The organism is Methanomassiliicoccales archaeon, from assembly GCA_026394375.1.
Classification (GTDB): domain Archaea; phylum Thermoplasmatota; class Thermoplasmata; order Methanomassiliicoccales; family UBA472; genus JAJRAL01.
Genome location: JAPKYJ010000025.1, coordinates 1 through 24151 on the forward strand (window position 1 = coordinate 1; position 24151 = coordinate 24151).

Consider the following 24151-nt stretch of genomic DNA (forward strand, 5'->3'; position numbering starts at 1 on the left):
GTTGATTGGTGATCTCTCTTATCTCTCTCTATAGGGAAGCCGAATATCGTCTCGCAAGGCCGCCGCAGACACTAGCCAGATGCGACCTCGAGGTGCGAAGGCTTCCGGTGACTGCGAGCTGTATTCCCCGGGGAATGTCGAGGGCTCGATCGACGTCGTGAAGGAGCTCACTCCCACGTCAATGCAATCACAAGCCGTTCCTCTTCCCCTGGCAACACGTCGAAGGTTCAAGCAGATTTAAGCCGGTAGTCGAGAATGGTGTCGTGATGGGACGCCTCTTTGGAAGGAACGCGACGCCGGCGCCGTCTCCGGAGCCGATGACAGCCACCCAGCATAAGCGCAAGCCACCGGTGATTGGCACCCAGGTCCCGGAGGAGATCTCCGACTTGGTCGACGCGAAGGTCGAGGCCGGCGAGTTCAGGTCCAGGTCGGACTTCACTCTCTCAGCGATTAGGTACTACCTGGAGTATCTGGAACGCAAGAAGAAATAGCGAACGAGGAATGGTATGAAGAATAGCATTGATTTGTTGATACCTGGCTTATCAATGAGTGAGGTTGGCAAATCGAGCGAGGTATGCACTGAGATGCCGCTTCAATGGTTGCTGAAAAGGTCGCATGTGATACTATGGGCAGACAGGATTTATGTTCCCAGGCAAGAGTTCGAGACACCCGTTAACCCAATGATTGAGAACCGTCACATATCAGAAGCAATCGAGAGAGCCATAGATGAATTAAAGAAACTGCAATTGATAAAGCCATTGAGCGATGATGTCCAAAAAAGATCCACCATGGAACAGGATTTGATTGAGCGCCTTATGGAACAAGACGAAAATATTTTACCGAGATACCTCGAAAAAGGTGAGAATGATGGAGCAATCCTTGACATGGGTGTTGTTTGTGGGGGCATTGAAGTCTGCAGACCCAGAATGAGGGCAATATATGGAGCTCTTATGACAGGGGAAAAACTGGACGCGGGAGTGCTATTTGATGACTGGCAACTTCAATACCTAGAGCGGACTTCGAGAAGGTCAGCAGGGGGGAATGGCTTTATCGAGGTTAATGCGTTCGACGCCCTGATTCCATCAGTGCCAATGGTCCCTGAGGAAGCGCTGTACAAGAGATGTTTGGTATGTCCAAAGCCCGAACTCTGTGGAAAAAAAATTGAATTAGCGAGCATGGAGTTGGTAACCGAAGCCCTTGAGACTCGGGACAGACCAGAGGTCAAGCAACTCAGAGATGTCATCAGGAGGACGATGGCTCAATGCCGGAAAAAAGTATCTAAAACCGGGCACAGTGCGACAGTCCCCCATGAGCTGAGGAGTCAACTCCAGGAAGGGAGGAAACTTGTTCTTGAAGCATTCCCGAAGATGCAGAGGTGGACAATACTGCTTGGGATGGTGAGCGCGCCGATGTCACTTATCGATTTCATGCCTGGTGGATTGCCGAATCCTTTTATCGCGACGACAGCCGCGGTGAGTGCAGTGGGCGGAGGGGTTGAGATCCTGAAACAGAAGTATAGCTGGATAACCTACCTGGACCAGATAAAGCTTAAGCAGAGGAAGTCGACAGACCCGCAGCATCGCTGAACCCGATTTCGCTGTCAAATCAACTTGGTTGTCGAAGTGAAGACAATCCACAGAGGAATGATTACGGTCCGAGCACCCGCTCGAGTTCCTCTTCGGCTAGCCCACCCGCCCTCCGGATGTAATACTGTGCGATTTTCAGCTGACCCCAGCCGAAGAGGTCGCAGAGGACCTGGGGGTTCTTGACCTTGTACGCCAGCCTCGTGGCTGCCGTCGCCCGGAGCGAGTGCGGATAGACGCGGGCCTCGAGCCCGGACCTTTCGGCCACGCGCTGCACGATCCGGTAGACGGTGATCCGGTGGATTCCGAGCCGCTCGTAAGCGGTGAAGTAGGCTCTGACAGCATCCCACGCCTTCCGGGACATCTTCAGCGCAGGGATGGTCCTCGCCCCCCATTTGGTCTTCGGGGTCCATCCCTCCCTGTCGCTCGAGGGGATGATGATGTGCCCCTTCTGGAAGTTGAGCCAGGACCTCTGCATATGCGCGATCTCCCCCTCCCTCATGCCCAGGTCGCCGGCGAGCAGCAGGATCAGGAGCTCCTCCGGGCGGTTCGGGTCGGCAGCACCGAGCAGCTGCTCGTATTGCTCTTCGTCGAGGGCGTCGTCTCGGGATCCCATCGGGGAGGAAATGCAACTAACAGTACTTCAAAGGTTGCATTATGCAACACTAGGCACGCGAGGGTACTTAAGCCAGAGATCGGAGGGAAGATGAAATGCAACAATTTGGACTGGAACGTTGCATGAACATGCAATATCGCTACCGTTATCCCAATGGGTGTTGGATGAGACTCGGAATCCATCATGAGTAGCGATAATTCGATATGGGAGTGGGAAGTGTTTTATTTCGTGATGCGACTAGTTATGTTTTAGAAGGGGATTATCGAATGCCCAAAGAAAAAACAATCTACCACAACATCCTGGAAGAAAAGTTTCAGGGCCATGAGACTAGAGTCCAGCTCTATGATGATTTGGAAAAGGAGCTTGAGATGCCCGTCGTGTCATTCTTCACGAGTTTCGTCTATCCAGTTATGATCCAAGATGGAGACGCGGATATGCTGGAGACCGTTCTGCATAAGACAGATATGACAAGAGGTTTTACCTTGTTAATCAACTCTCCCGGCGGAGATGGTTTGGCCGCAGAGAGAGTAATCAACATATGCAGAGCCCACAGCAAGACGGGAGAATACGTCGTCATTGTGCCCGCGAAAGCGAAGTCCGCCGCTACAATGATCGCACTAGGGGCTTCCAAGATTGTAATGAGTAAGACCTCCGAACTCGGTCCGATTGACCCCCAAATTGCCTATCCAAAGGAAGGCAAGGTGTTCTCCGTTTATAATATAGTAAAGAGTTACGAGGAACTCTTTGCCAAAGCCGTCAAGACGAAGGGGAATCTCGAACCATACATACAACAACTCCAGAACTACGATTCAAGAGAAATCGAAGAATTCAGATTCGCACTGGGCCTTTCAAAGGACATCGCCATCAAAGCCTTGAGAACTGGGATGATGTCCAGATGCGCCCCGTCGAGAATCGAGAAGAGGATTGGGCATTTCATCCAACCGGAAAAGGCCAAGGATCACGGGAGGGCAATCTACGCCAATGACGCGATGAAGTGCGGATTGAAGGTTGACGTAGTGGACATTGATTGTCCTCTTTGGAAAAAGATAAACGAACTCTATATAAGACTCGACAACCGTGTTTCGTCAGGCAGAATCTCGAAAGTAATTGAGAGCGGGAGCCATTCATTCAATCAACCATGGAGGGGAGACGAGGATGGTGAAGATTCAGGAGAAGAGAGGAGTGCTAGAGAATCATCCAGGGTTTGAGAATTCGCGGTCGAATCTTGACCGAATCATGAAGACGATTCGACCCTACGAACGCAAGAAGAGAAGACTCACCCGACCTGCAACCGAATGGACAAGCTCCACCAAGGAACGTTGATTCAGTCCCTTTGAGCGCTTGACGAGTAGTCCACATACCCTTGGTGGATTTGAGACCTAGTGTCTGGACGCCGCAACTCCACTATCTCCACAATCAACATAGTGGAGTTGAAAACACCACTAGCCAGCAATACCAAGACTCCCTCTACTCCACTATGAAAAAGAAGAAAGTAAGGCGTTTCATCTATCTCTCATATCCTCAGCAAGGAGATGCCATTTCCTGAGAATGGAAATCTTCCGAGGCCTGCCAGTCGATTCCTTGAACGGAAATCCCGATCCGTCCACCATCCTTCTGGATTTCTGAAAAGTGCCCCATTTTGGGTTGGAGGGGAAGAGGGGCAATTGAACGATAGCCATCCGCCATCTCGCGGCCGTTATCTTGTCTCCAGCCGGTGACCACCGCCGACTTCAGCCCTGGATGTTGCGGTCGATGGTCTCCGCAAGCTCCTCTTTCGACATCTCCCCCAAGACCCGACCGACCAGGCGGCCATGGTTGAACAATAGGAACGTCGGCGTTGCCTTGACGCCGAATCTCACCGGTACGTGGTGGTGGAGCCGAGCGTCGACCTTCCCGAATGCCACTTTGCCCTGCATATCTTTCGAAAGATTCTCAACGATCCCGTGCATCCTTTTGCAGTGCTCGGACCAAGGGACCCAGCACTCCACCACCGCTAGATCGTATCTCTTTACGAAGATGTCCAACTCATCCTCGCTCAGGTCCAATGGATGTTCTGGCCAGCGCGCTTCGTCCTTGGGGCTCATCATGATGTCGATTCTCCTTCTCCAGCGGTTCGATGGGAATCGTCATTCACGAACCTCCTTTTTCGATGAGGCCTTAAGAACCCTTCCTTTTGTGCATGGGGCTAGCACGAAGAAACCGTTTTGTGACATAGACCCCGATCGTATGGCCATTCCTTCTTGGGGCGGCCAGTATTAGCCTCTCCAGGGCCTTGGGTCGAGTGGCCTAAGGTTCTCTTTCCCGCAAGACAATGACCGATGGGGGATGATAATCGAGGACCTTCATGGAATGAATTCAATGAAAAGCCGGGTGAGGGGTGACTGGAGAAAGGGAAAGAAGCTCGTCATCATGCAGCTCGCTTCGACGGTGAGGCAAGAAATGCTATGAGGGCCGGAAGGGTACGAAGATGAGGATCGCACTTGAGAACTCATCCTCCACCGAGCCAGAAACGGACCGTCAGCACAGGGGTTTGAGACAACCTGAACGCATCCAGTGACTGATCAGTTCGTGGTCAAGAACATGATAGCTAGCGAAAAAGAACAAATACGAGCGGCTGTCTAGACCGTACCTAATCCCGGGAAGGTTGTGAGCAGGACGAAGAAATGGACGAGCGATGTCAAGCGCGGCGACCATGTGATTCAGGTATGCCACTCCAAAGCCGACAAGCTATCGGCCGTGCAGGACGTCGCAGCATGCGTCCGCGAGAAGGAGAAGGTGCTCTTGTTCACCGACTCTGAGAAGATGCGCTCAAGCCTGATCAAGAGGTCGTCTGTAGGGGCTCAGGGTACTGGAGACCCTATCCAGACCGTTCGAGCTGGTCGGACCTTGTGCCCGAAGGAGAAGTTCGATCCGGCGTTCGCATTGGATGTGCTGAAAGCTCGCCTGGACGACGCCGTGGGCGATGGCTATCGAAGCATTATCGCCGTGTTTGACATGTCCTGGCTGGCGAAGAGGCCTGAAGATTTCAACGCATACATGCATGTGGAGATGTCCATCAACCTGTTGAGATTCCATACCCCTGTCACCATCCTCTGCCAGTATGAGGGGTCATTGTTCTCATCGGAGCAGCTTGATATGGTCAGCTCGCTCCACGCCCTCAGCCTGACTGACGGAATGGTCCAACGCAGCTTCTGGCTCATCCCCAGGCATATGGATCTGGCGGGGACCGTCCTTCAGAAGGATGAGGCCGCCGGCAGGGAACATTTCTAGGTCCGATTTCCAAGAGCGGTCTGGTCAAACACAATATGCATGTCCTCAGGGGATTCGTGGATCGGGCGGGGAAGAAGGCCGAAACGAATCGGGCAAGAATAAAAGGAGGGGGGGGGCGAAGTCTACTGGCCCTTGGCCGCTTCGCCCTTCCCCGGTCGGCCCATCTTGGAGATGTCGGCGATCCGCTCCATCTCCTCTTTCTCTTTTTCCATGGCCTCTTCCAAATACTTAAGATCCTGGCGTAGCTCCTCCGGACGGGGGATGGGGCCGAGTATGTCCTCGGCCTTGCCTACGACCCGCTCCACCTCCTCCACTTTCGAGATCTCCCTTTCAGGGACCTGCCTTCCAGCACCTAGATACTCAGACACCCCGTCCATTAGCTTCGTGACCTCGAAGGGCAGGATCCACTTGGTAGATGCTCCGTTTCCAATGGATTTCATCGTATCCAGAGAAAGGACCGTGAGCGCTTTTGCGTCGAGCGTGCTTGCCCCGACCGAGAGTATTCGGAGCTTCTGGGCTTCACCCTGAGAATTGAGGATGATGGCCAACCTCTCGCCCTCGGCCTCCAGGATCTTGGCCTGTCTCAGGCCTTCGGCCTGCAGTATCCGAGCGCGCTTCTCGCCTTCCGCATTCAAGATGGCTGCCTTCTTCGAACCGTCCGCCTGCAATATGGCCGCTCGCCTCATCCTTTCCGCCGAGGTCTGTTCCTCCATGGCCTGTTTGACCTTGGGGGCAGGATCCACCTCTCTGATCTCGACGGCCTCAACCTTCACGCCCCATTTGTCGGTGGCTTCGTCCAGAACGTCGCGCAGGTGGACATTGATCTTCTCCCGATTGGAGAGGATCTCGTCCAGCTCCATATCACCGATGATGGAACGGAGCGTGGTCTGGGCCAGATACACGGTGGCAGCGCGGTAGTTCTGCACCTGAAAATACGCCTTGCTGGGATCTATGACCTTGATATAGATGATAGCGTCCACGTTCGTTGGCGAGTTGTCCTTAGTGATGACCTCCTGACGGGGCACATCCAGCACCACCGTCCTCAGGTCGAGCTTGACCACCTCGCTGATGAGTGGGGTCACATAGTTGAAACCCTGGTCCAGAATCCGCACGAAGCGGCCAAGGCGCATGTACACTGCCTGCTCGTACGGCCTCACAATGCGTATTCCATTGGCCATGATGACCAAAGCGGCGATGACCGCCAGGATCAGCAGGGCGATTATGGTCACGTCGAAGTCCGCCATGTTTCTTCATCTCCAGTTCTAGCACGAGGGATTGCCGCCCCCGCGCACCTCCTCCACCACCACGTGCACTCCCTCGCTCCCCTTCACCACTACCTGCGTGCCTTCCGAGATCACGCAGTTCGCGGTGGCGCTCCAGGTGTCGTGCTCGATGCGCACCTTGCCCTTGAGGTTATCCGGGCTCACCTCGTAAGTGACGACGCCTTTCATGCCAACAAGGGACGTGGCCACCCGCGTTTCCGGCGGAGCCGGGGGAGCGAGCTTCTGATAGAACTTGATCGTGAGATATGTCATTGGGAACAAAATGATCACCGCTGCCAGTGGGGCCCACCAGGACATGAGGAAGTCAGGAAAGATCATGCCAAGCGCGCCTAGGAATAGCAGCACCGTTGCTGGGACGAGAAGGAAGTTGCCCGGTGCCCCCGCCTCGGCGAGCAGCATGAGCACCCCTATCACTATGAAAGCGAGTGAAAGCTCCGTGGCCAGTTCGGTCATCATCTTTTCGCATGCGAATCTTAGTATTTGGGACTATTCCTCGGCGGAGGCATTTCTTGGACGATTGTAGAAGAACGACCTTGTCAGAGCCGCCCTCGGGCATCTCCGCCGCTCCTATGGTTATAGTTCCATCCATGAGTATTAGGACCATAGCTGCAGCAGAAGGACGGAGATGAAAAGCGTGACCAAGGTGATCGGCAGCCCGGCTTTCACGAACTGGCGGAAGGATATTTCCACGCCCATTCTCTCCCCGGTCTCCGCCACGATGACGTTCGCCGCCGCTCCAAGGATGGTCGCGTTTCCCGCGAGGGTGCTACTGGTGGCCAGGGCCAGCCACAGGGTATCACTGCCTTGGCCCGCCACCAGAGGGGAGAGCAGCATGACCGCGGGCACGTTGCTGATAAGGTTGGAGAGTATGGCGCAGAAGGAACTCAGCCCAGCGATACTCGTCAGGCCCGCCCCCGTGAGCTCGAAGGCCTTCACCATCTCCGACATCAAGCCGGAGACGTCCACGCCCTTGAGCACCACGAACAGCCCGACGAAGAATAAGAGGAGGGTCCAATCCACTCCGCCCAATATCTTCTTGGCCGTCACCTTTCGGTTCACGAGGGGCAGGGCGAAGAGTACCATCGCACCGCCCATGAAGGCCACCAGCGAGAGGGGGATGTGGATCTGGGGCGAGATCACGAATCCCAGGAACACCAGCACCACCGCCGCTAGGACCAGGTAGACCGTTCGATCCATGCCCTTGAACTCCACCTGGCTGCTTGCAGCATCGCAGTCGATGGGTGTGCTGATCTCATTGCGCAGAATGGTCCAGCGGCCATTGGGGTGAGGTCCCGCGGGCACATCGGTCTTGGTCATCAGGTCCCGGCGGAAGGCGAACCAGATGAGGACGATGGCGACGATGAGGCAGATGGCGGTGACGGGGATGAGTTTCAGAGAGAACTCCACGAAGGGAATGCCCGATTGGGTGGCGATGTAGGCGTTCTGCGGGTTTCCCACCTCGGTGGCCACGCTGCCGATGTTGGCCGATATTGCCTCGGCCACCAGGAACGGAATCGGATTCGCTTTGATCAGCCGGCACGACCGGATGACGATGGGGGTGAAGAGGAGCACCACCGTGTCATTGAGGATGAGGGCCGAGAGAACGGCGGTGGAGACCATGATCAGAATGAGGAACTGGAATTGGTTCTTGGAGATGCTGATGATGCGCAAGGACACCCAGGAGAAGAAGCCGCACAGCTCCAGGGAGGCCACCAGCAACATCATGCCCAGGAGGAGCGCCAGGATGTTCAGGTCGATCGCTCCCAAGGCCTGCTCGGGGGTCACGACGCCCAGGAGGATCATCAATGCCGCTCCCAGCATGGCCACCGTCGGTCGTTCGATGTTGAACCACCTGAAACGCCGGATGGAGATGAGCACATAGGTGGCCACGAACACGACCAGGGCTAAGAGCATGACCGACTGCATCTGGGGCCGGAATCAGGTCGCGGGCTTAAAGAGCTATCACGCCCCACCCGCCAGGCCGAAAGGCGAAATCATATGCCTGGGTATCTGAGCACGGTGTCCAAGACCATGGTGATCTCGATGTTCGAGAAGCCTAGAGGGCGGATCTTCCGGTCGATGATCTCCATCAGCTCCTGGTTCGACGCTGCCCGCACGCGAATGAGCACTCTCCTCTCCCCCGTGAGATGGAGAATCTCGGAGACGTTCTTCAACGTCATCAGCTCTGTTACCGCGCGTCCAGATTGAGATTGGTCGATGTCCGCCGAGACGAAAGCATCTGCCTTGATTCCCAGGCGCGTCGCATCAACGATGGCCGAGTAGCCGAGGATGATTCGGTCCTCCTCCATCCTCTTGATACGGTCGCGGATGGTAGAGGTCGAACGTTCCAGAGCCTCCCCTATCTGCTCGTAGGTCAGCTTCGCATCCTTCTGCAGCATGCGCAGGATCTTCCTATCCAGGTCGTCGGGCATGTTCGCACTTCCAATGCCGCCGAGGGTTATTAATTGTTCTCGGCACCCTTCGAGCTGCCGTCAGCCATCTCGCCGACTTGCCTTGGCCTCTTCTTCCACGTAGTCCTGGACGATCTTGAAGTGGTCGAACGCTAGCGGAGGCAACTTGTCCAAGGGGAAGAAACCCGCATCCGATGCGTCGTCACCTGACCGAAGCTTCCCTCCTTTCCTCCGCATGACGTGGACGACGGAGACCGTATGCCCTCGTGGGTCCCGGTCCGGAGACGAATAGATGCCAAGCAAGTGGTGGACAGAGGTCTCGAGACCGGTCTCCTCAAGCAGCTCTCGGCGCACGGCTGCTTCCACCAGCTCCCCGTACTCCACGAATCCCCCGGGGAGGGCGTACTCGCCTTTGAAAGGTGGGTTTCCCCGCCTGACCAGGAGTATGCTGCCTTTCACGACCAGAATCCCGTCCACCGCTAGCACCGGGTTGCGGAAGCGGTGGGCCACCTGCGCCTCGAAGGCTTGCTGGTGAGCCTCGTACTCAAGCAAAAGCTCTCTGCCAGCGGAGGTGAGCATGTGGCCGTCGCTCCTCTCATGACCCCGAACGTTTGAGATTACGCGCAATCCGGTGGACAACTCGATGTCCCTCACCATGGCCTTCGCGCGCTCAATAGAGATGCCCACCGAAGAAGCCGCTTTGGGCAAAGAGCCCTCTTCCTCGATGGCGCGGAGAAGCCGCCCTCTCGCATCAGTCAGCACCAATTTGCCATTCCTGCGGAAGAGAAGACCGCATTCCACTTCGTAGGGCAATGCCGCACCCCCTTCAAGCAGGCCAAAGCATAGCTTAATACTTGCCTCGTGCCTAGGCGCGCCGTGGCCTCGCAAAGCAAGAAGATACCCACCATCATGAGCGCCGACGAGATACTCGACAAGGCGTTCAAAAGGCTGACCAAGATCGAGAAGGAAGGAAAAGACCTGATGCAGGTGAGGCAGCGCACCACCGTGGCGCGCATCACCGCCGCCGGGGATATCATTTCCACCGTCCTGCTGAAGTACGTCAAGGCCTTCCCCTCCATGGCCAAGCGAGAGGAGTTCGCCATGGAGCTCATCGATCTGCTGGTGGGCACCGACCAGCTCAAGAAGTCCTTGGGGGCGCTCTCCTGGTGCTCACAGAGGGTATCCAAGCTGCGCCAGGAATATATTCGCAAGGCCAAGGGAGCGATCCGCTTGAACGAGGTCGAGAGGGTGCGAAAGGAGTTCTACGGCCGAGCATCCTCCCTCCTCAAACAGATCGATAGCGACCTAGCTTTCGTATCTCGGGCACGCGACGAGCTCAAGAGGGTGCCGGTGATCGAGATGGAGCTTCCTACGGTGGTCATCGCGGGGTTCCCGAACGTGGGCAAGAGCCAGCTGGTGGAGAAGCTTTCCTCGGCCAAGCCCCGGATAGCACCTTATCCGTTCACTACCAAAGGCATCGCGATCGGGCACTTCACCGTTCGCTACCAGAGATACCAGGTGGTGGACACGCCGGGATTGCTGGACCGGGAGTTCGAGGAGAGGAACGAGATCGAGAGGCAGGCCATCCTGGCCCTCAAGTATCTTGCGGACGTCATGGTGTTCGTCATCGATCCGTCGGAGACCAGCGGATACTCGCTCGAGAAACAACTGGCATTGCTGGATTCCGTCAAAGCCAACTTCCCCGGAATACCGTTGATCGAGGTGGAGAACAAGGCCGACCTCATACGGACAGTATCTGGCAGGCCGACCATCTCCGCCCTCACCGGGGAGGGTGTTGAGGAGCTGCGATCGAAGTTGGTGGAGCTGCTCCGCCCGATGCTCAATTCTGGACAGGATCTGGAAAGGTTATCTAGGCCGTAGGGCATTGGGCAGCAAGGGGATCGGATGCCGCAGGATCTGGCGTGCAGCGATAGGGTGCGTTCCTACTTCTTAGGCCTTTCCAAAGAGGCGGACCGCTGCTACGCCGTGGCCCGGAGGGCGAGAGCTCGAGGGATGGATCCCGAGACATTTGTGGAGATCCCACAGGCAGAAGACCTGGCATCCCGAGTGGAGAAGCTGCTCTCCGCCTGGAACGTGGAGGGCGTGGCGGTACGAATTAGAGAGTTGAGCCGGGAGCACAACCGGGAAGAGGTCTCCCTGCTCATCGCCAAGGAAGTGGCCAATCGGCCGGCCAAGACCAAGGAGGAGGCCATCGACAGAGCGGTGAGAGTAGGCCTGGCAGTGCTCACCGAAGGAATACTTGTGGCCCCCCTGGAAGGCATCGCAGGCATCCGGCTCGGTCGCAACTCGGACGGTACTAACTACCTAGTCATTTCCTTCGCGGGACCGATACGGAGCGCCGGCGGCACTGGGCAGGCCATGGCCGTGCTCATCGGGGACGTGGTGCGGAGAGAGCACGGCATCGGTCGCTACGCCCCCACCCATGGCGAGGTGCAGCGCTTCAAAGAGGAGATCCCGCTCTACAAGCAGGCGCAACACCTGCAGTACACCCCCAGCAACCAGGAGATCGAGCTCATAGTGAAGAACTGCCCGGTGTGCGTGGACGGCGAGGGAACCGAGGACGTGGAGATCTCTGGTTACCGAGATCTGCCGCGGGTAGAGACCAACAAGGTGCGGGGTGGGGCCTGCCTGGTCATCGCGGAAGGGCTGTGCCAGAAGGCGAACAAGCTGGAAAAGCACGTGAAGAGGCTGGGCATTGATGGTTGGGGCTTCATCTCGGAATATCTGGCCTTGAAGAAGAAGGATGTCTCTGAGAGCGAGGCCATGAAGGTCAAGCCGGATGCGAAGTACCTCAAGGACCTCATCGTCGGCAGGCCGGTCCTTGGGCATCCCTCGAAGATCGGCGGACCGAGGCTGCGGTACGGGAGAGGTCGCACCACTGGCCTGGCGGCGATCGCGCTCAATCCAGCCACCATGTACGCGGTGGACGAGTTCCTGGCCGTGGGCACGCAGATCAAGATCGAACGCCCTGGCAAGGCCGGAGCGGTCACGCCCTGCGACAGCATCGAAGGGCCGATGCTGCTCCTAAGGAACGGGGACCTGGTGCAGACGAACACCGTGGAGCAGTTCCTGCAGGTGAAAGAGCAAGTGATCGAGATCGTGGACCTGGGCGAGATCCTCATCCCGTTTGGTGAGTTCGTGGAGAACAATCACGTCCTGGTGCCTGCGGGTTTCTGCCTGGACTTCTATCGCGCTGAGCTGAGGAAGGCCGCGGGAGAACTGCCGCCGGGATGGAGGTCCCCGCCCAAGCTCGAAGTGGCTCTGGAGCTTTGCCGACGATATGGGGTACCGTTGCATCCCGATTTCAACCTGTTCTGGAGCGACGTGCCGCTGGAGTCCCTCCAGGCGCTGCGCGAGCGAGTGGCCGCCACCGGAGAGTACAAGGAAGGTGAGCTGCGGGTTCCTTTGGACCCGGTGGCGAAGCGCACCTTGGAAGACCTGGGGGCATTGCATTCCGTGCGCGAAGGGCGCATCGTCCTTTCTCACTTCGCGGACCCCCTGCTGCTAGGCCTGGGCCTGCGACCGAAAGATGGACATTTGGAACCAGCCTCAGAGCTGAAGGGAAGCACAAGCCTAGAGGCCGTTTCCAACGCCGCCGGGGTCACCATCCGGGCCAAGGCCGTCACTCGCATAGGGGCAAGAATGGCCAGGCCGGAGAAGGCCAAGGAACGACGCATGAAACCTCCACCCCATGTATTGTTCCCTCTCGGTCAGAGCGGTGGAGCCCAACGCCTAGTGAGCGAGGCCATGGAGGATGAGGAAGTGCAAGCTCAAGTGGGCGTCCGTTCCTGTCCCATCTGCGGCAAGACCACCTTCCTCTGCCGTTGCGAGTGCGGATCCCATACCCTTCCAACCGACGCCCCGGCGCAGCAGATCATCGACATCAACGCCATCATCGAGCAGGCCATGTGCAATCTGGGCATGACCGAGGTGCCGGCCATCAAAGGCGTGCAGGGCATGATCTCTCACAACAAGACCCCAGAGCCGATGGAGAAAGGCATCCTCCGCGCCAAGCACGGGGTGTTCGTGTTCAAGGACGGCACCATCCGCTTCGACATGACCGATGTGCCTGTGACCCACTTCCGCCCTGGAGAGATAGGTTTGAGCGTAGAGAGGGCTCGCGCCCTGGGCTACGAGAAAGACCACGAAGGCGCGGAGCTGGTGTCGGAGGATCAGTTGTGTGAGCTGATGGTCCAGGACTACATCCCCTCCGCGTCATGCGGCGACTATCTGATCAAGGTGGCGCATTTCATCGACGACCTGCTGGTCAAGTTCTACGGTCTTTCTGCCTTCTACAACGCGAACGAAAGGAGCGAGCTCATCGGTCACCTGGCTATCGGGCTTGCTCCGCACACCTCCGGGGGCGTGCTATGCCGTCTGATCGGATTCACCAACACCAACGCCGGCTACGGGCATCCTTTCTTCCACGCCGCCAAGAGGCGCAACGCTGATGGCGATGAGGACTCGGCCATCCTCTTACTGGACGGCCTGATCAATTTCTCCCGTTCCTTCTTGCCCGACCGCCGAGGCGGCCTGATGGACGCGCCGCTGGTCCTCACCACTAGGTTGGACCCGAACGAGATCGACAAGGAGGCTCACAACATTGACGTGCTCCGGGAGTATCCGCTGGAGTTCTATAGGGCCACCATGGAATACAAGCCTCCCAAGGAGGTGCAGGAGCAGATGGACCTGATAGGGGGGAGGCTCGGTTCGGTGCTGCAGTACGAAGGCTTCGGCTTCACTCATGACACCAGGGATATCGGGGAAGGACCCCGGAACTCGACCTATAAGCTGTTGGAGACCATGCAAGAGAAACTTGAGGCACAGCTGGTCCTAGCGCACAAGATCCGGGCCGTGGACGAGGTGGACGTGGTCTATCGGGTGGTCACGAGACATCTGCTGCCGGACATGATAGGCAATCTCAAGAGCTTCAGCGGGCAGAAGCTGCGCTGCACCAAGTGCAACTCCAAGTATCGCCGGATACCCCTCTCCGGAAAATGCTATTGCGGCAACAACCTCACGTTGACGGTGCACGAGAGCAGCGTGAAGAAGTACCTGGAGATGACGAAGGAGATCAGTGAGAAGTTCGCCATCAACAACTACACTCGCCAGAGGATCGAGCTCATCGAGCAATCGATCAATTCCCTATTCGAGAATGACAGAGTAAAGAAGTGCAAGCTCTCCGACTTCATGTGACCAGAGAGAAGGATATCGATATAGTAAGGGGTTTTGAGATCAGGTCTCTAGCGAGGAGACGAGCTCGCGGAAATCGTCGAATTTCTTCTCCAGGATGCTGAGCGCCTGCTCCAGGGTCTGCGAGGCGGTGAGCGAGCCGTCGGTCTCGAAGGTGAACACGAACTTGGTCTTGTCACCCTCGACGGTTATGGCCTTGGTCTTGCACTCCTTGACGCAGGCCTTGCAGAGCGTGCAGGCCGCCTCGTTGACCACAGCCACCTTGTTGCCCACCTTGCCAAAGCACTTGCGTGGGCAGACGTCTATGCACGTCGCACCACCGTCGCATTTGGAGGCATCGATCTTGACCTTCGGGGCATACTTGTATCCCACCCCGCTCGTCACCTGGAACTTGGCATGCTGTTTGCCAATGCCCAGCTCGGCGAAGGCATAGGCCAGGATGGCCTGCCGCGGACCCAGGCGCACGATGGGGATAAGCTCGTCCTTGACCTTGAGCGAGGGATCGCCCAGTGGCTCCAGGTCCCCAGAGTATACGTCGCACGGTCCCTTCTTGTTGACGGAGTACATGATGGTGCACTTCGGACAACCCTCACCGCCGCAGGCGCAATCCTTCTTGAACACATACAGCTCCGGGTCAGAGGGAATGGGGACCAGGCTCAGACGATGAGCGACTATCTCATCGAATAGACACGAAACGCTCTCGTACTCCTCGTTGTCGTCCTCCGCTCCTCCCTGGATCTGACCCAGGTGGAACTCCACCGTCTCGATGGCCATCTTGGGTACTTCGGCGATCAGACAGCGTCGTAGGGAGTTGGCGATCTCCGGGGTGGCGTTGGAAATAACGAATCTCGCCTTGGTGTCCGTCATTTCCAGGATCTTGATGTCCATCTACCGCAACCTCTACACCCTTCTGCCCCTCCGGCCACCCTTCTTCTTGGTGCCGTCGTGGGGGATTGGAGTCACGTCTTCGATCCTACCGATCTTCATACCAGCGCGGGCGAGCGCGCGAATGGCCGCCTGGGCGCCTGGGCCGGGCGATGTCGACTTGTTCCCGCCCGGTGCGCGGACCTTGACATGGATACCATCTATGCCCTTTTCCTTGGCGATCTCCGCCACCTTCTCCGCTGCCCGCATGGCCGCGTAGGGCGATGATTCATCCTTGGCCTGTTTCACCACCATGCCGCCGGTGGCCTTGGTGATGGTCTCCGCTCCGGTGATGTCCGTCAGCGTGATGATGATGTTGTTGTAGCTCGCGAAAACGTGTGCGATTCCCCATTTTCCCATGTTCACTCCTCCTTAGCCTTAGGCTCGGCGGGAACGACGGCGTCAATGGATGCGGAAGCTCCCCCATCCTTGTCAGGGATCTCTTTCGCCTTGACCACTTCGCGGGTCGCCCTGCGGGGCATTCCCCTTCCCTTGCCACCGCGGCGGTCCCTGCCTTCCATTTCCTTCTCGCGGCGGGCATCGCGGGCAATCCTTCTGGTCCGCGCCTCTACCACCTTCGGCATGTCCACCCGCAGGGGGTGCAAGTCACTGGCATAGGGCGAGGAGCCGTTGTATGAGATGTACTCTTCCTGTCCCCTCTCCACCAGCATGCCGGGGATGGTGACCTTGCGGCCGCTGAGGGCAACATGTCCGTGGAAGATCAACTGGCGCGCCTGTTTGGGGGAGGCTGCCAGACCCTTCCTGTAGACCACGGTCTGCAGGCGGCGGTTCAGGAGCGTCTCCGTGTCCAAAGTGAGTACGTCGTCCAGTGTGGCGCTCCCCATGGGCAGCAGGCCCATGCGGGCGCAGCACTTCAGAAGGTTCTGGGCCTCGATCCTGGCCTGTTCCTCGCCAGTGCGCAATCGGGCCTGGAGGTCTCGGGACTGCTTTCGGAAGCTTCGGAGGATGGACTTGGCCTTCCACAGCTCCCTCTTGTTCTTCAGGCCGTACTGTCGGCACAGGGCATGCTCTTCCTTTATGCGTTCGCCTTCCCAGGGATGGGACGGCGTATCGTAGGATTTCCGAGGAAATTTAGGGTCTCCCATGTGAACACCTTACTTCTTGCCCTCTGCCGGCTTGGCCGCCGGGGCGGCTGCTTTGGCTGCAGGTGCCGCCGTCTTCGCGGCAGGCGCGGCTCCAGCGGCTGCTGGCTTCTCCTCTGCTGGCTTGGCGGCCTCGCCGCCAGCGGCGGCCGCGGCCCCTTGCTGCTGTAGCCTCTGGCGCATGACGCCCAGGGTCAAGCCGGTCCTGCCGTTGGACCGGGTGCGCTGGCCACGGACCTTCTGTCCTTCTTCGTGGCGAACGCCTTTGTAACAACGGATCATTTTCATGAGATTGATATCGTCCTTGCGCCTGATGTCCAGATCAACGCCGACGATGTGCATGTCCTCGCCCGTCTCCAGGTCCAGCTGGCGGTTCATCGCCCAGGCCGGAGCGTAGTCGGTGTAGCTGGTGATGAGCTTCTCCAGCTCCTCGACCTTCTCATCAGAGAGATCGCCCACCTTCGCCATGCGGTTCACGCCAGCGCGGTTGACGATGATCTCAGCCACGCGGCTGCCGACACCCTTGACGTTCTGGAGCCCGATGACAGTGGGCTTGTTGCCGTCCACGTCGGTGTTGACCAGGCGGACGATGTACTTGAAGTTCTCATCGTGCTTGACTGCATCCTTCTTGGGCTCCACCTTCTTCTCTTTCTTGGACTCGTCCTTCTTGTGCTCTCCCTTCTTCTCTTTCTTGGACTCGTCCTTGGGGTGTTCACCCTTCTTCTCTTCTTTCTTAGGTGCGGCTTCTTCGGCCAAGATAGTTCCTCCGGTCGAATTGAGTCAATGTGAAAGGTATAGGTTATATACTCTTTCGGGGCGTCTCCCCTACACGCAAGACTGTATTTAAGTGTTTCCCCGTCCCAGGGTGCTTCTCAGGGGGTCATCCAGACACTTCGCAGAGGACAGCGCGGGCATGGGCCTCATTGACACCCTTTCCGGGTGTCGCCGGATGACGACGAATGACCATCTGCCAGACTGTCCGCTCGGAGATTCAATGTCCCTTCAGCGCCCTCTTGGCCATCTCTGACGCCTTGTCCAGTGCCTCCGGCAGCTTGCTCACGTCCCCGCCTCCGCCTTGGGCATACTCCTTCTTGCCTCCGCCCCCACCGCCCAGCAGCTTCATGATCTCTTTGAGGAGGGACCGGCAATCGACATCCACGTCCAGGCTTCGTGAGACGAGCATCTTGGCGTTCTCTTCCGCTACCCCTATCTCTTCCGCTACCCCTATGATCACCAGGGTGTTCGGGCTCTCGGTTATGATCTTGGATATGGTCTCCGCATCCTCCCCGGGTTGGGCCTGGTGGACGACTATCCTCACCTCACCTACGCATTTGGCTTTCTCCAGCAAAGCGCGCGCCACTTCCTCGTTGTGCAGGGCCTGCAGGGAACCGACCTTCTTCATCAGCTCCCGCACCTCCGCCTGGAGCTTGTCTGTGGCCTCGAGCACTTTGTCCGGAGAGGCGTTCAGCTTCTCGGTCAGGTCCTCCATGACATCCTTGTCCCGTTGCATGTCCTCCACGGCGGCCATGCCCGATGAATACTCCACCCGCACGATGCCATCCTGTATGCGCTTGGTGCGGCGGATGCGGATCGCCCCCACGAAACCCGTGGATTTGCAGTGCAATCCACCGCAGGCCTCCGCGTCCAAGCCCATTATCTCCACCACCCGGATGACCTTGCCTGGAACCGCCCCGCCCTGATAGAGGCGGTAGCCGTGCAGACGTTCCGCCTCGTCCCGCTGCATGAACTGGATCTTGACCTTGAGATCATCCAGGACGATGCGGTTGACCTCGCGCTCCAGATGATCGCGCTGCGCCTGGGTCAAGTTCTCGTAGTGGGTGATGTCCAGTCTCCCCTCCACCTCCGATTTGTGCGCGCCCGCTTGCCAGACGTGATTGCCTAGGATGCCCCGGGCGACGCCATTAATGATGTGGGCGCTGGTGTGATGCCGCATCAAGCGAACGCGGCGCTCCTTATCGATCGAGCCCTTCATCACCTGCCCCTTCTTCGGCAGGGGGCCCTCGATGAAGTGCAAGACGGAGGAATTCACTTTGATGACCTTCCTCACTGGATGCCCATCCAATGTGCCCTCGTCCCACTCCTGCCCTCCGCCTTCGGGATAGAAGGCCGTCTGGTCCAGGAGGATCCCTCCCTTGAGGACATCTTGCACCTTGCCCTCGAACTGGAGCATGTCGACGTCCTCGTAGTACAGGGGTCTGGTGGGGGGGAGTTGCTCAGGATAGTTCTCTTTCTTCCCCTCTTCCTCTTGCTCGGGCTTCTCGTGCTTGGCAGCCACCTGCTTGTAGAAGTCGTCCGGAATCTCCACCGGCACCGGAGAGAACTCCTTGACCAGCTCCGGATTGAGGCCATGGGAGTCATAGAGCTCGATGAGCTTCTCTTTGGAGATGCTCTCGCCCTTCTTCAGGTCCTTGACGATTCTATCTACCAGTTGCTTTCCCCGGGCGATGGTCTCATGGTAGCGATCCTCCTCTACCTGGACCAATCGGAGGATGTCATCCCTGTTGCCAGCGAGCTCCGGGAAGATGGGGGCGAAGAAGTCCACCTGCATCCCCACCACCTCTGCCAGCTTCACCTTCAGGCCGAGGGAGCGGATCGAACGCAGGGTACGCCTTACCAGCATACGAGCGAAGTATCCTTCGCGGACGTTGGAGGGCACGACCCCGTCGTTCAGCAGAAGGGCCAGAGCCCTGGAGTGATCGCAGATCACATAGATGTCCTCCAGGGGGCTAACTATCTTCATCAGCTCATCGTAGGTGATGCCCATCCTGGCGGCCGTCCGCTCTCGAATGTTGCGCACGTCGGAAGCGGTCTTGGCACTGGTCATGCCCGCCACCTTGCTGTACTCCTCGAGGACGCGGGAGTCAGTGCTCACGTCCGCCATCTTCTTCAGCTCCTCGAGCACGGAACCGAAGACGGCCTCATAGGCGGAGGAAGTCCCTTGAGATACCCAAGTCATTCTTTCCAAGCCGTAGCCAGTGTCCACGACCGTCATGTTCATGGGCTGGTTGCCCTGCGGACCAGTGTTGTACATCATGAAGACGAGGGTGGCCACCTCGGCGCCATCGATGATCACTTCCAGGCAAGGGCCGGCGTTCCCGCCGCCTTCCCACCATTCCTCGACGTAACGCAAGCGCTTTGGATCCACGCCCAGACGCACAGTGAAGAGATCGTGACAGAGCCTGACCGTGCCGTCCTTGAAGTAGATCTCCTTGCCCTTCTTGTTGAAGACATGGTGAGCGCACATCTCGAAGAACGTGAAGTGCCGCCCAGTCTTGCCCACGTTATCTATGTCATTGAACCGGACGCAGGTCTGGGAGATGGTGAGGGGATTCCCCGGAGGCTCGATGACCTCGTTCAGAACCCAAGGCTGGAAATCGTAGATCGAGGCCTGGGTGAAGAAGACATCATCCCTCCAGCGCGCGATGATGGGATAGCGGTTAACCCGCTTGTGATCGTGCGATTCGAAGAAGGAGAGGTACTCCTCACGCATCTGGTGCAGCGAGAGGCTTTTCTTCATGGGCGAGTTGCCGATGAACGTGTACTCCTCGCAAGGCGGCTCGCCACAGCTGTCCCATTCTCCAAGGGACCAGAAATGACGTCCGCACTTCGGGCACTTCTTGCGCGCGAAGTGGTTGTCGAGGAAGAAAGCGAGCTGGAACTCGGCTGGGTTCATGAAGGCGACAATAAGGCGGTTCTTATTTGAACCTTTCTCGGATGATATTGAGCAATCTGGATGAGTCTTCGGTCCACTCTATAGCAGGTCCTTGTTCTCGCTATAGTCGACGGGAACATCTATTACCGCTAGCTCATCCGCGTCCAGAGCGTGACGCAGCACTTCCTCCAGCTCCGCACCGGTCTCGGTCCGATATCCCTTGGCTCCAAAGGACTCGGCGAAGCGGATGAAGTCAGGGTTGCCGAAGCTAGTGTCGTATGCCCGACCGTAGGCCTTCTCATGTTTGAGACGGATCAAGCCCAGGTCTCGGTCGTTGAAGACGATGGTGACGAACCTAGCCCCCAGTCGTTGCGCCGTCTCCAGTTCGGTGGCGGTCATCATGAACCCTCCATCTCCGCAGGCGGCCACCACCTTCTTCCCCGGATGCACGAGCTTGGCCGCGATGGCGGAGGGCACCCCCACCCCCATCGGGATGAGCCCATTCGATAAGAGGAGGGTGTTCTCCTTGTATACCGGATAGCGCTTCGCGAGCCAGATCAGATGTGCACCGACATCGCTCACGCAGATATCCTCCCTGCCTAGGGCATTCCTGATGGCCCTTACCACCAGCTGCGGCTTGACGGGCGTGCCGTCCGTCGGGCAGTCGTCCACGCATCTCTGGAGGTCCTCCCTATACGACCCGATCCAGTTCTCCCTCGGCTTCGGGTCCGAAGCCAGGCGCTGGAGTATGCTGCCAATGTCCCCCACCACCTGCATGTCCGGCGCGAAGTTGGGAACGGTCTCGGCCTTAACGGCATCGATGACCACCACGGTCTTCTTCTCGCCCACGTTCCAGAACACCGGCGCGAACTCAGGCAGGTCATAACCGATCAGGAGGATGGTGTCCGCGATCTCGAACGCACCTTGCACCAGGTCCCTCGTCCTCAGTCCTACGGTGTTCAGGGACAATGGGTCGTCGTATGGCACGATGCCCGCGCCGTACCAGGTGTGCACCACCGGTATCTGCCATGCGCGCACCAGGTCCCGGAGCTGCTTGCAGGCGCCTGCGCGGATCGTCCCCGGACCCGCGAAGACCAAAGGCCTCCTTGACCGAAGCAGCACATCCCGCGCTTGATGCACCAGATTCGGCTCGCAGCGCAGGTGATGCGTCTGTGGTTTTCTTATCGGCGTGCCCTCGGTCTTGCCCTTCATCAGGTCCTCGGGCAGTTCTACATGCACCGGCCCGGGTTTCTCGGTCGAAGCCAGGTCGAAAGCTCGACGGATCTGCACCGGGATGCGAGAGGGAGTGCGCACGCTGAAACTGTCCTTCGTGACGGGCTTGAACATCTGGACCAGGTCGATGTACTGTTTCTGCGGATGATACGCTCGCTCCGCTCCCACCTGGCCAGTGAGAACGATCAGTGGTAGGTAGCTGAGGTAAGCGTCGGCCACACCCGTGACCATGTTCGTGGCTCCCGGTCCCAGGGTGGAAAGACAGACGTGAGGATCGCCAGTCAATCTGGCACAGGTGTTGGCCATGAAGGCCGCCGAGTTCTCGTGCTTGGTGAGGGTGAACTGGATCTCCGAGTCCAGGAGGGCATCCATCACGTCCAGGTTCTCTTCGCCTGGTATGCCGAAGATGCGCTGCACGCCCTCCGCTTCCAGGCATTTGACCAGCAGGTCCGCACCACGCATGTTCTCCTCACTCGAACGTTTCCGCCCTTTTCTTGTAGAGCCGGTCGACCGATTCAAGCACCGCCTTCTCCACATCTCCGGTGATCTGGTATGCTGCCATTCCCCGGTCCTTGAGGGCTTTCACCGCCCTCTCGCCGAACTCCGTGGCCACGATGGCATCGTGTCCTTCGAGAGCGGCCGCCATTCCCTCCAGCTTCTCTCGGTGGGCAGAACCCATCATGGGCGTGTCCATCTTCGCTTCCACCTCGATCATCCCCAATTGGATGAGGTTGCCCGCCTCCACCAAGAAGGAATAGAACGATTCGGTCTGTCCGAATCCTAGGTCCACGTTCCGACCGTCGCTGCTCGCCACGGCCACCTTGTGTCGGGTCTTGCCCTCCATCTCGATGGTGATAGGCTCCCCAGATGGAGCTTCTTCAGCAGCACAAGTGAACTGTGCGAACTCGGCAGAGCGGTCCTCGCCTAGCAGCCCGATGGCATCCGCCCGGCACTGGCGGCAGTGACGCATCTGCTTGATCTTCGGCTCGCAGATATCCTGCAATTCCTTCCTTTCCCGAGGGGTCGGAGCGCGCATGTTGGCGAAATTGGTACCCGGGACAGGTATCAGGGGCATGATGTTGATGATGTAGGCGCCGAGCTCCTTGACCCTCTTGGCCACCTCATAAATGTGAGCGGCGTTCACCTCCGGCACCATGACGGTGTTCACTTTGACAAGCATGCCCGCTTCAGCTGCCAAACGAACGCCTTCCAGCTGGTTCTGGATTAGTCTCCGGCCCGCTTCCACTCCCCGCAACACCTTGCCCTCATAGACCACGAAGGAGTACATCTTCGCCGCCACATCAGGATCGATCGCATTGATGGTGACTGTAACGAACTTCACTCCCAGCTGCTTGAGCCGCTGCACGTTCTGAGGCAGGTTCAGGCCGTTGGTGCTCAGGCAGAGGGTCATCTCTGGGAATTCCTTGCCAACCAGCTCCAAGGTGCGGAAGGCCGCCTCATTGGCCAGCGGATCTCCCGGACCGGCGATCCCGATGACGCTCAGGTAGGGCACCTTCTCTTTCACATAGCGGATTTTGGCCACGGCCTGCTCGGGGGTGAGCACTTCGCTCGTCACCCCGGGCCTGGACTCGTTCGTACAGTCGTACTTGCGATTGCAGTAGTTGCACTGAATGTTGCACGCCGGCGCCACTGGAAGATGCATACGGGCGAACTGAGAGCAGGCCTTCTCGTTGTAACAGGGATGGGTGTCAAGGAGCTTCTGCAGCTCCGGGTCGACCTCTTCGCTCATCTTTGCCTACCTCTCTCCGATGCCAGCTGAACGGCCTTTGTAATTAAGCCCATTAGCTAATAACCTTCGCTTCCATCGATGTTAACGTCGCTGGGTTGGACGACTAGATGGCAGTCTCAATGCCAGGTCATCGCGGCGCTTCACTCGGCACCTTGAAGTAGGCGGAGCGAGAAATCGATGACGGATGTTCGATGAGAACACGCTGCAGCGCTTCTTGGTCATTATGAACCGGCATCTTCCCGTGCAGAGGCGTTCTTTGGCGGAGTTGCTGCAGGAAGCGGAGCCGTCCTACGAAGGCAAGGATGGCCATCGATATCGATTAGACAGAAAAGAGCTGGAGTTCATCGCTTCCCTGTTGGAGCCGAGTGAGCGTTCACGATTCCGCCTTCCCATCTTGCTCATGAGCGACACTGGATATGAGACTGGGGCATGGAAAGTGGAAGGTAAGCTAGAGGTCAAGGTCATGTCCCGAATTCTGGGAATTGAGCCAGACACAGAGGAGAGGATGCGCTTCTACTATCCTCACCTCAACGACGTCCGGCGAAGGTTGCCGACCTCCACCACGGTCATGTTCCTGCCCTGAGGGGTGAAGATCGAATCGAGAAGCAAGCATCAAAGCTGACGCTCACGCAATCTGGACATTGCAGAAATGGAAAGAATTGATTGGAAGGAAGAGAGGGACACACGCAACCTGTATGACGGTTAAGCCTTGCGGCGTTAACCGGTATTGCGAAGCCGAAGTCCAACGGCAAGTACAACTTTAGTAACCGACAGGCTGAACACCTCGGAAAACCTCGGTGCTTACACCCCGGTCCTATCAAACTCGTCATCTACGAGCGTTGCGATGCCTCTTTTTCAAGGTGGCTTCGAGCTTAGATGCTTTCAGCTCTTATCCACTGCAGCGTGGCTGCTCAACAATGCCTTACCAGACAATTGATAAACTAGTGGCTGCGGATCCCCGTTCCTCTCGTACTAAAGGATCCTTCTCGTCAGGCATCTAGACACTTCCACCAAAAAGCAACAAACCTGTCTCACGACGGTCTAAACCCAGCTCACGATCCCTTTTAATGGGCGAACAACCCCACCCTTGG

21 protein-coding genes and 1 rRNA gene are annotated in these 24151 nt (G+C 57.8%); 7 read left to right on the forward strand and 15 right to left on the reverse strand.

Going from position 1 to position 24151, the window contains the following annotated elements:
• The first annotated feature begins 317 nt into the window (after positions 1–317).
• Both NT137_07240 and NT137_07245 read left to right on the forward strand, forming a co-directional pair.
• Complete coding sequence (locus NT137_07240) at positions 318–491, forward strand: ribbon-helix-helix domain-containing protein (protein MCX6653125.1); 174 nt, start codon at positions 318–320, stop codon at positions 489–491.
• A 15-nt stretch (positions 492–506) separates the two neighbouring features.
• Complete coding sequence (locus NT137_07245) at positions 507–1586, forward strand: hypothetical protein (GenBank protein ID MCX6653126.1); 1080 nt, start codon at positions 507–509, stop codon at positions 1584–1586.
• A 61-nt stretch (positions 1587–1647) separates the two neighbouring features.
• Here NT137_07245 and NT137_07250 read toward each other — a convergent pair whose 3' ends face one another.
• The gene (locus tag NT137_07250) at positions 1648–2199 is read right to left on the reverse strand and encodes a tyrosine-type recombinase/integrase (protein ID MCX6653127.1); all 552 of its coding nucleotides are present in this window, start codon (positions 2197–2199) and stop codon (positions 1648–1650) included.
• A gap of 266 nt (positions 2200–2465) precedes the next feature.
• Here NT137_07250 and NT137_07255 point away from each other — a divergent pair, with 266 nt between their 5' ends.
• Complete coding sequence (locus NT137_07255; GenBank protein MCX6653128.1) at positions 2466–3407, forward strand: hypothetical protein; 942 nt, start codon at positions 2466–2468, stop codon at positions 3405–3407.
• 522 nt (positions 3408–3929) lie between these two features.
• Here the strand turns inward: NT137_07255 and NT137_07260 are convergent.
• A complete protein-coding gene (locus NT137_07260; GenBank protein MCX6653129.1) occupies positions 3930–4286 on the reverse strand; it encodes a thioredoxin family protein in 357 nt (118 codons plus the stop codon).
• A gap of 559 nt (positions 4287–4845) precedes the next feature.
• Between NT137_07260 and NT137_07265 the strand changes: the two genes are divergently transcribed.
• Positions 4846–5469, forward strand: coding sequence for an MEDS domain-containing protein (locus tag NT137_07265; GenBank protein MCX6653130.1), 624 nt, complete (start codon positions 4846–4848; stop codon positions 5467–5469).
• 122 nt (positions 5470–5591) lie between these two features.
• Here the strand turns inward: NT137_07265 and NT137_07270 are convergent, their stop codons facing one another.
• From NT137_07270 to NT137_07290, 5 genes are all read right to left on the reverse strand, one after another.
• Complete coding sequence (locus tag NT137_07270; GenBank protein ID MCX6653131.1) at positions 5592–6713, reverse strand: SPFH domain-containing protein; 1122 nt, start codon at positions 6711–6713, stop codon at positions 5592–5594.
• An 18-nt stretch (positions 6714–6731) separates the two neighbouring features.
• Positions 6732–7208, reverse strand: a complete 477-nt coding sequence (locus NT137_07275) for an NfeD family protein (GenBank protein ID MCX6653132.1) — start codon at positions 7206–7208, stop codon at positions 6732–6734.
• A 138-nt stretch (positions 7209–7346) separates the two neighbouring features.
• A complete protein-coding gene (locus tag NT137_07280) occupies positions 7347–8678 on the reverse strand; it encodes an SLC13 family permease (GenBank protein MCX6653133.1) in 1332 nt (443 codons plus the stop codon).
• A 68-nt stretch (positions 8679–8746) separates the two neighbouring features.
• A complete protein-coding gene (locus NT137_07285) occupies positions 8747–9184 on the reverse strand; it encodes an Lrp/AsnC family transcriptional regulator (protein ID MCX6653134.1) in 438 nt (145 codons plus the stop codon).
• A 60-nt stretch (positions 9185–9244) separates the two neighbouring features.
• Positions 9245–9976, reverse strand: coding sequence for an NUDIX domain-containing protein (locus tag NT137_07290; protein ID MCX6653135.1), 732 nt, complete (start codon positions 9974–9976; stop codon positions 9245–9247).
• Between the two features lie 48 nt (positions 9977–10024).
• On the opposite strand from NT137_07290, the gene NT137_07295 reads away from it, so the two are divergent.
• Together NT137_07295 and NT137_07300 are read left to right on the forward strand one after the other, a co-directional pair.
• Positions 10025–11044 carry a 50S ribosome-binding GTPase gene (locus NT137_07295; protein MCX6653136.1) on the forward strand — a complete coding sequence of 340 codons (1020 nt, stop codon included), beginning with the start codon at positions 10025–10027 and terminating at the stop codon, positions 11042–11044.
• A 24-nt stretch (positions 11045–11068) separates the two neighbouring features.
• Positions 11069–14380 (forward strand): DNA polymerase II large subunit, encoded by a 3312-nt coding sequence (locus tag NT137_07300; protein MCX6653137.1) that lies wholly within the window; start codon positions 11069–11071, stop codon positions 14378–14380.
• A 39-nt stretch (positions 14381–14419) separates the two neighbouring features.
• Here NT137_07300 and NT137_07305 read toward each other — a convergent pair whose 3' ends face one another.
• The 7 genes from NT137_07305 to nifB all read right to left on the reverse strand — a co-directional run bounded on the left by NT137_07305 (position 14420) and on the right by nifB (position 23060).
• Positions 14420–15265, reverse strand: a complete 846-nt coding sequence (locus NT137_07305) for a DNA-directed RNA polymerase subunit D (GenBank protein ID MCX6653138.1) — start codon at positions 15263–15265, stop codon at positions 14420–14422.
• 12 nt (positions 15266–15277) lie between these two features.
• The gene (locus NT137_07310) at positions 15278–15661 is read right to left on the reverse strand and encodes a 30S ribosomal protein S11 (protein MCX6653139.1); all 384 of its coding nucleotides are present in this window, start codon (positions 15659–15661) and stop codon (positions 15278–15280) included.
• A gap of 2 nt (positions 15662–15663) precedes the next feature.
• Positions 15664–16407 carry a 30S ribosomal protein S4 gene (locus NT137_07315; GenBank protein ID MCX6653140.1) on the reverse strand — a complete coding sequence of 248 codons (744 nt, stop codon included), beginning with the start codon at positions 16405–16407 and terminating at the stop codon, positions 15664–15666.
• A gap of 9 nt (positions 16408–16416) precedes the next feature.
• Positions 16417–17160: a 30S ribosomal protein S13 gene (locus NT137_07320; protein ID MCX6653141.1), complete on the reverse strand. Its 744-nt coding sequence runs from the start codon at positions 17158–17160 to the stop codon at positions 16417–16419.
• A 235-nt stretch (positions 17161–17395) separates the two neighbouring features.
• Positions 17396–20098 carry an alanine--tRNA ligase gene (gene alaS, locus NT137_07325; protein MCX6653142.1) on the reverse strand — a complete coding sequence of 901 codons (2703 nt, stop codon included), beginning with the start codon at positions 20096–20098 and terminating at the stop codon, positions 17396–17398.
• Between the two features lie 78 nt (positions 20099–20176).
• Positions 20177–21772, reverse strand: coding sequence for an acetolactate synthase large subunit (locus NT137_07330; protein MCX6653143.1), 1596 nt, complete (start codon positions 21770–21772; stop codon positions 20177–20179).
• A gap of 7 nt (positions 21773–21779) precedes the next feature.
• Positions 21780–23060 (reverse strand): nitrogenase cofactor biosynthesis protein NifB, encoded by a 1281-nt coding sequence (gene nifB / locus NT137_07335; protein ID MCX6653144.1) that lies wholly within the window; start codon positions 23058–23060, stop codon positions 21780–21782.
• Positions 23061–23244: 184 nt separating this feature from the next.
• Between nifB and NT137_07340 the strand changes: the two genes are divergently transcribed.
• Positions 23245–23643 carry a DUF61 family protein gene (locus NT137_07340; protein ID MCX6653145.1) on the forward strand — a complete coding sequence of 133 codons (399 nt, stop codon included), beginning with the start codon at positions 23245–23247 and terminating at the stop codon, positions 23641–23643.
• Between the two features lie 158 nt (positions 23644–23801).
• Here NT137_07340 and NT137_07345 read toward each other — a convergent pair.
• Positions 23802–24151 (reverse strand): 23S ribosomal RNA (locus NT137_07345); the annotation flags it as partial.

Bases quoted from the DNA above. Each gene is read 5' to 3' on its own strand.
- NT137_07240 (MCX6653125.1), top strand. From the start codon at position 318: ATGACAGCCACCCAGCATAAGCGCAAGCCACCGGTGATTGGCACCCAG.
- NT137_07245 (MCX6653126.1), top strand. From the start codon at position 507: ATGAAGAATAGCATTGATTTGTTGATACCTGGCTTATCAATGAGTGAG.
- NT137_07250 (MCX6653127.1), bottom strand. From the start codon at position 2,199: ATGGGATCCCGAGACGACGCCCTCGACGAAGAGCAATACGAGCAGCTG.
- NT137_07255 (MCX6653128.1), top strand. From the start codon at position 2,466: ATGCCCAAAGAAAAAACAATCTACCACAACATCCTGGAAGAAAAGTTT.
- NT137_07260 (MCX6653129.1), bottom strand. From the start codon at position 4,286: ATGATGAGCCCCAAGGACGAAGCGCGCTGGCCAGAACATCCATTGGAC.
- NT137_07270 (MCX6653131.1), bottom strand. From the start codon at position 6,713: ATGGCGGACTTCGACGTGACCATAATCGCCCTGCTGATCCTGGCGGTC.
- NT137_07275 (MCX6653132.1), bottom strand. From the start codon at position 7,208: ATGATGACCGAACTGGCCACGGAGCTTTCACTCGCTTTCATAGTGATA.
- NT137_07280 (MCX6653133.1), bottom strand. From the start codon at position 8,678: ATGCAGTCGGTCATGCTCTTAGCCCTGGTCGTGTTCGTGGCCACCTAT.
- NT137_07285 (MCX6653134.1), bottom strand. From the start codon at position 9,184: ATGCCCGACGACCTGGATAGGAAGATCCTGCGCATGCTGCAGAAGGAT.
- NT137_07300 (MCX6653137.1), top strand. From the start codon at position 11,069: ATGCCGCAGGATCTGGCGTGCAGCGATAGGGTGCGTTCCTACTTCTTA.
- NT137_07305 (MCX6653138.1), bottom strand. From the start codon at position 15,265: ATGGACATCAAGATCCTGGAAATGACGGACACCAAGGCGAGATTCGTT.
- NT137_07310 (MCX6653139.1), bottom strand. From the start codon at position 15,661: ATGGGAAAATGGGGAATCGCACACGTTTTCGCGAGCTACAACAACATC.
- NT137_07315 (MCX6653140.1), bottom strand. From the start codon at position 16,407: ATGGGAGACCCTAAATTTCCTCGGAAATCCTACGATACGCCGTCCCAT.
- alaS (MCX6653142.1), bottom strand. From the start codon at position 20,098: ATGAACCCAGCCGAGTTCCAGCTCGCTTTCTTCCTCGACAACCACTTC.
- NT137_07330 (MCX6653143.1), bottom strand. From the start codon at position 21,772: ATGCGTGGTGCGGACCTGCTGGTCAAATGCCTGGAAGCGGAGGGCGTG.
- nifB (MCX6653144.1), bottom strand. From the start codon at position 23,060: ATGAGCGAAGAGGTCGACCCGGAGCTGCAGAAGCTCCTTGACACCCAT.
- NT137_07340 (MCX6653145.1), top strand. From the start codon at position 23,245: ATGTTCGATGAGAACACGCTGCAGCGCTTCTTGGTCATTATGAACCGG.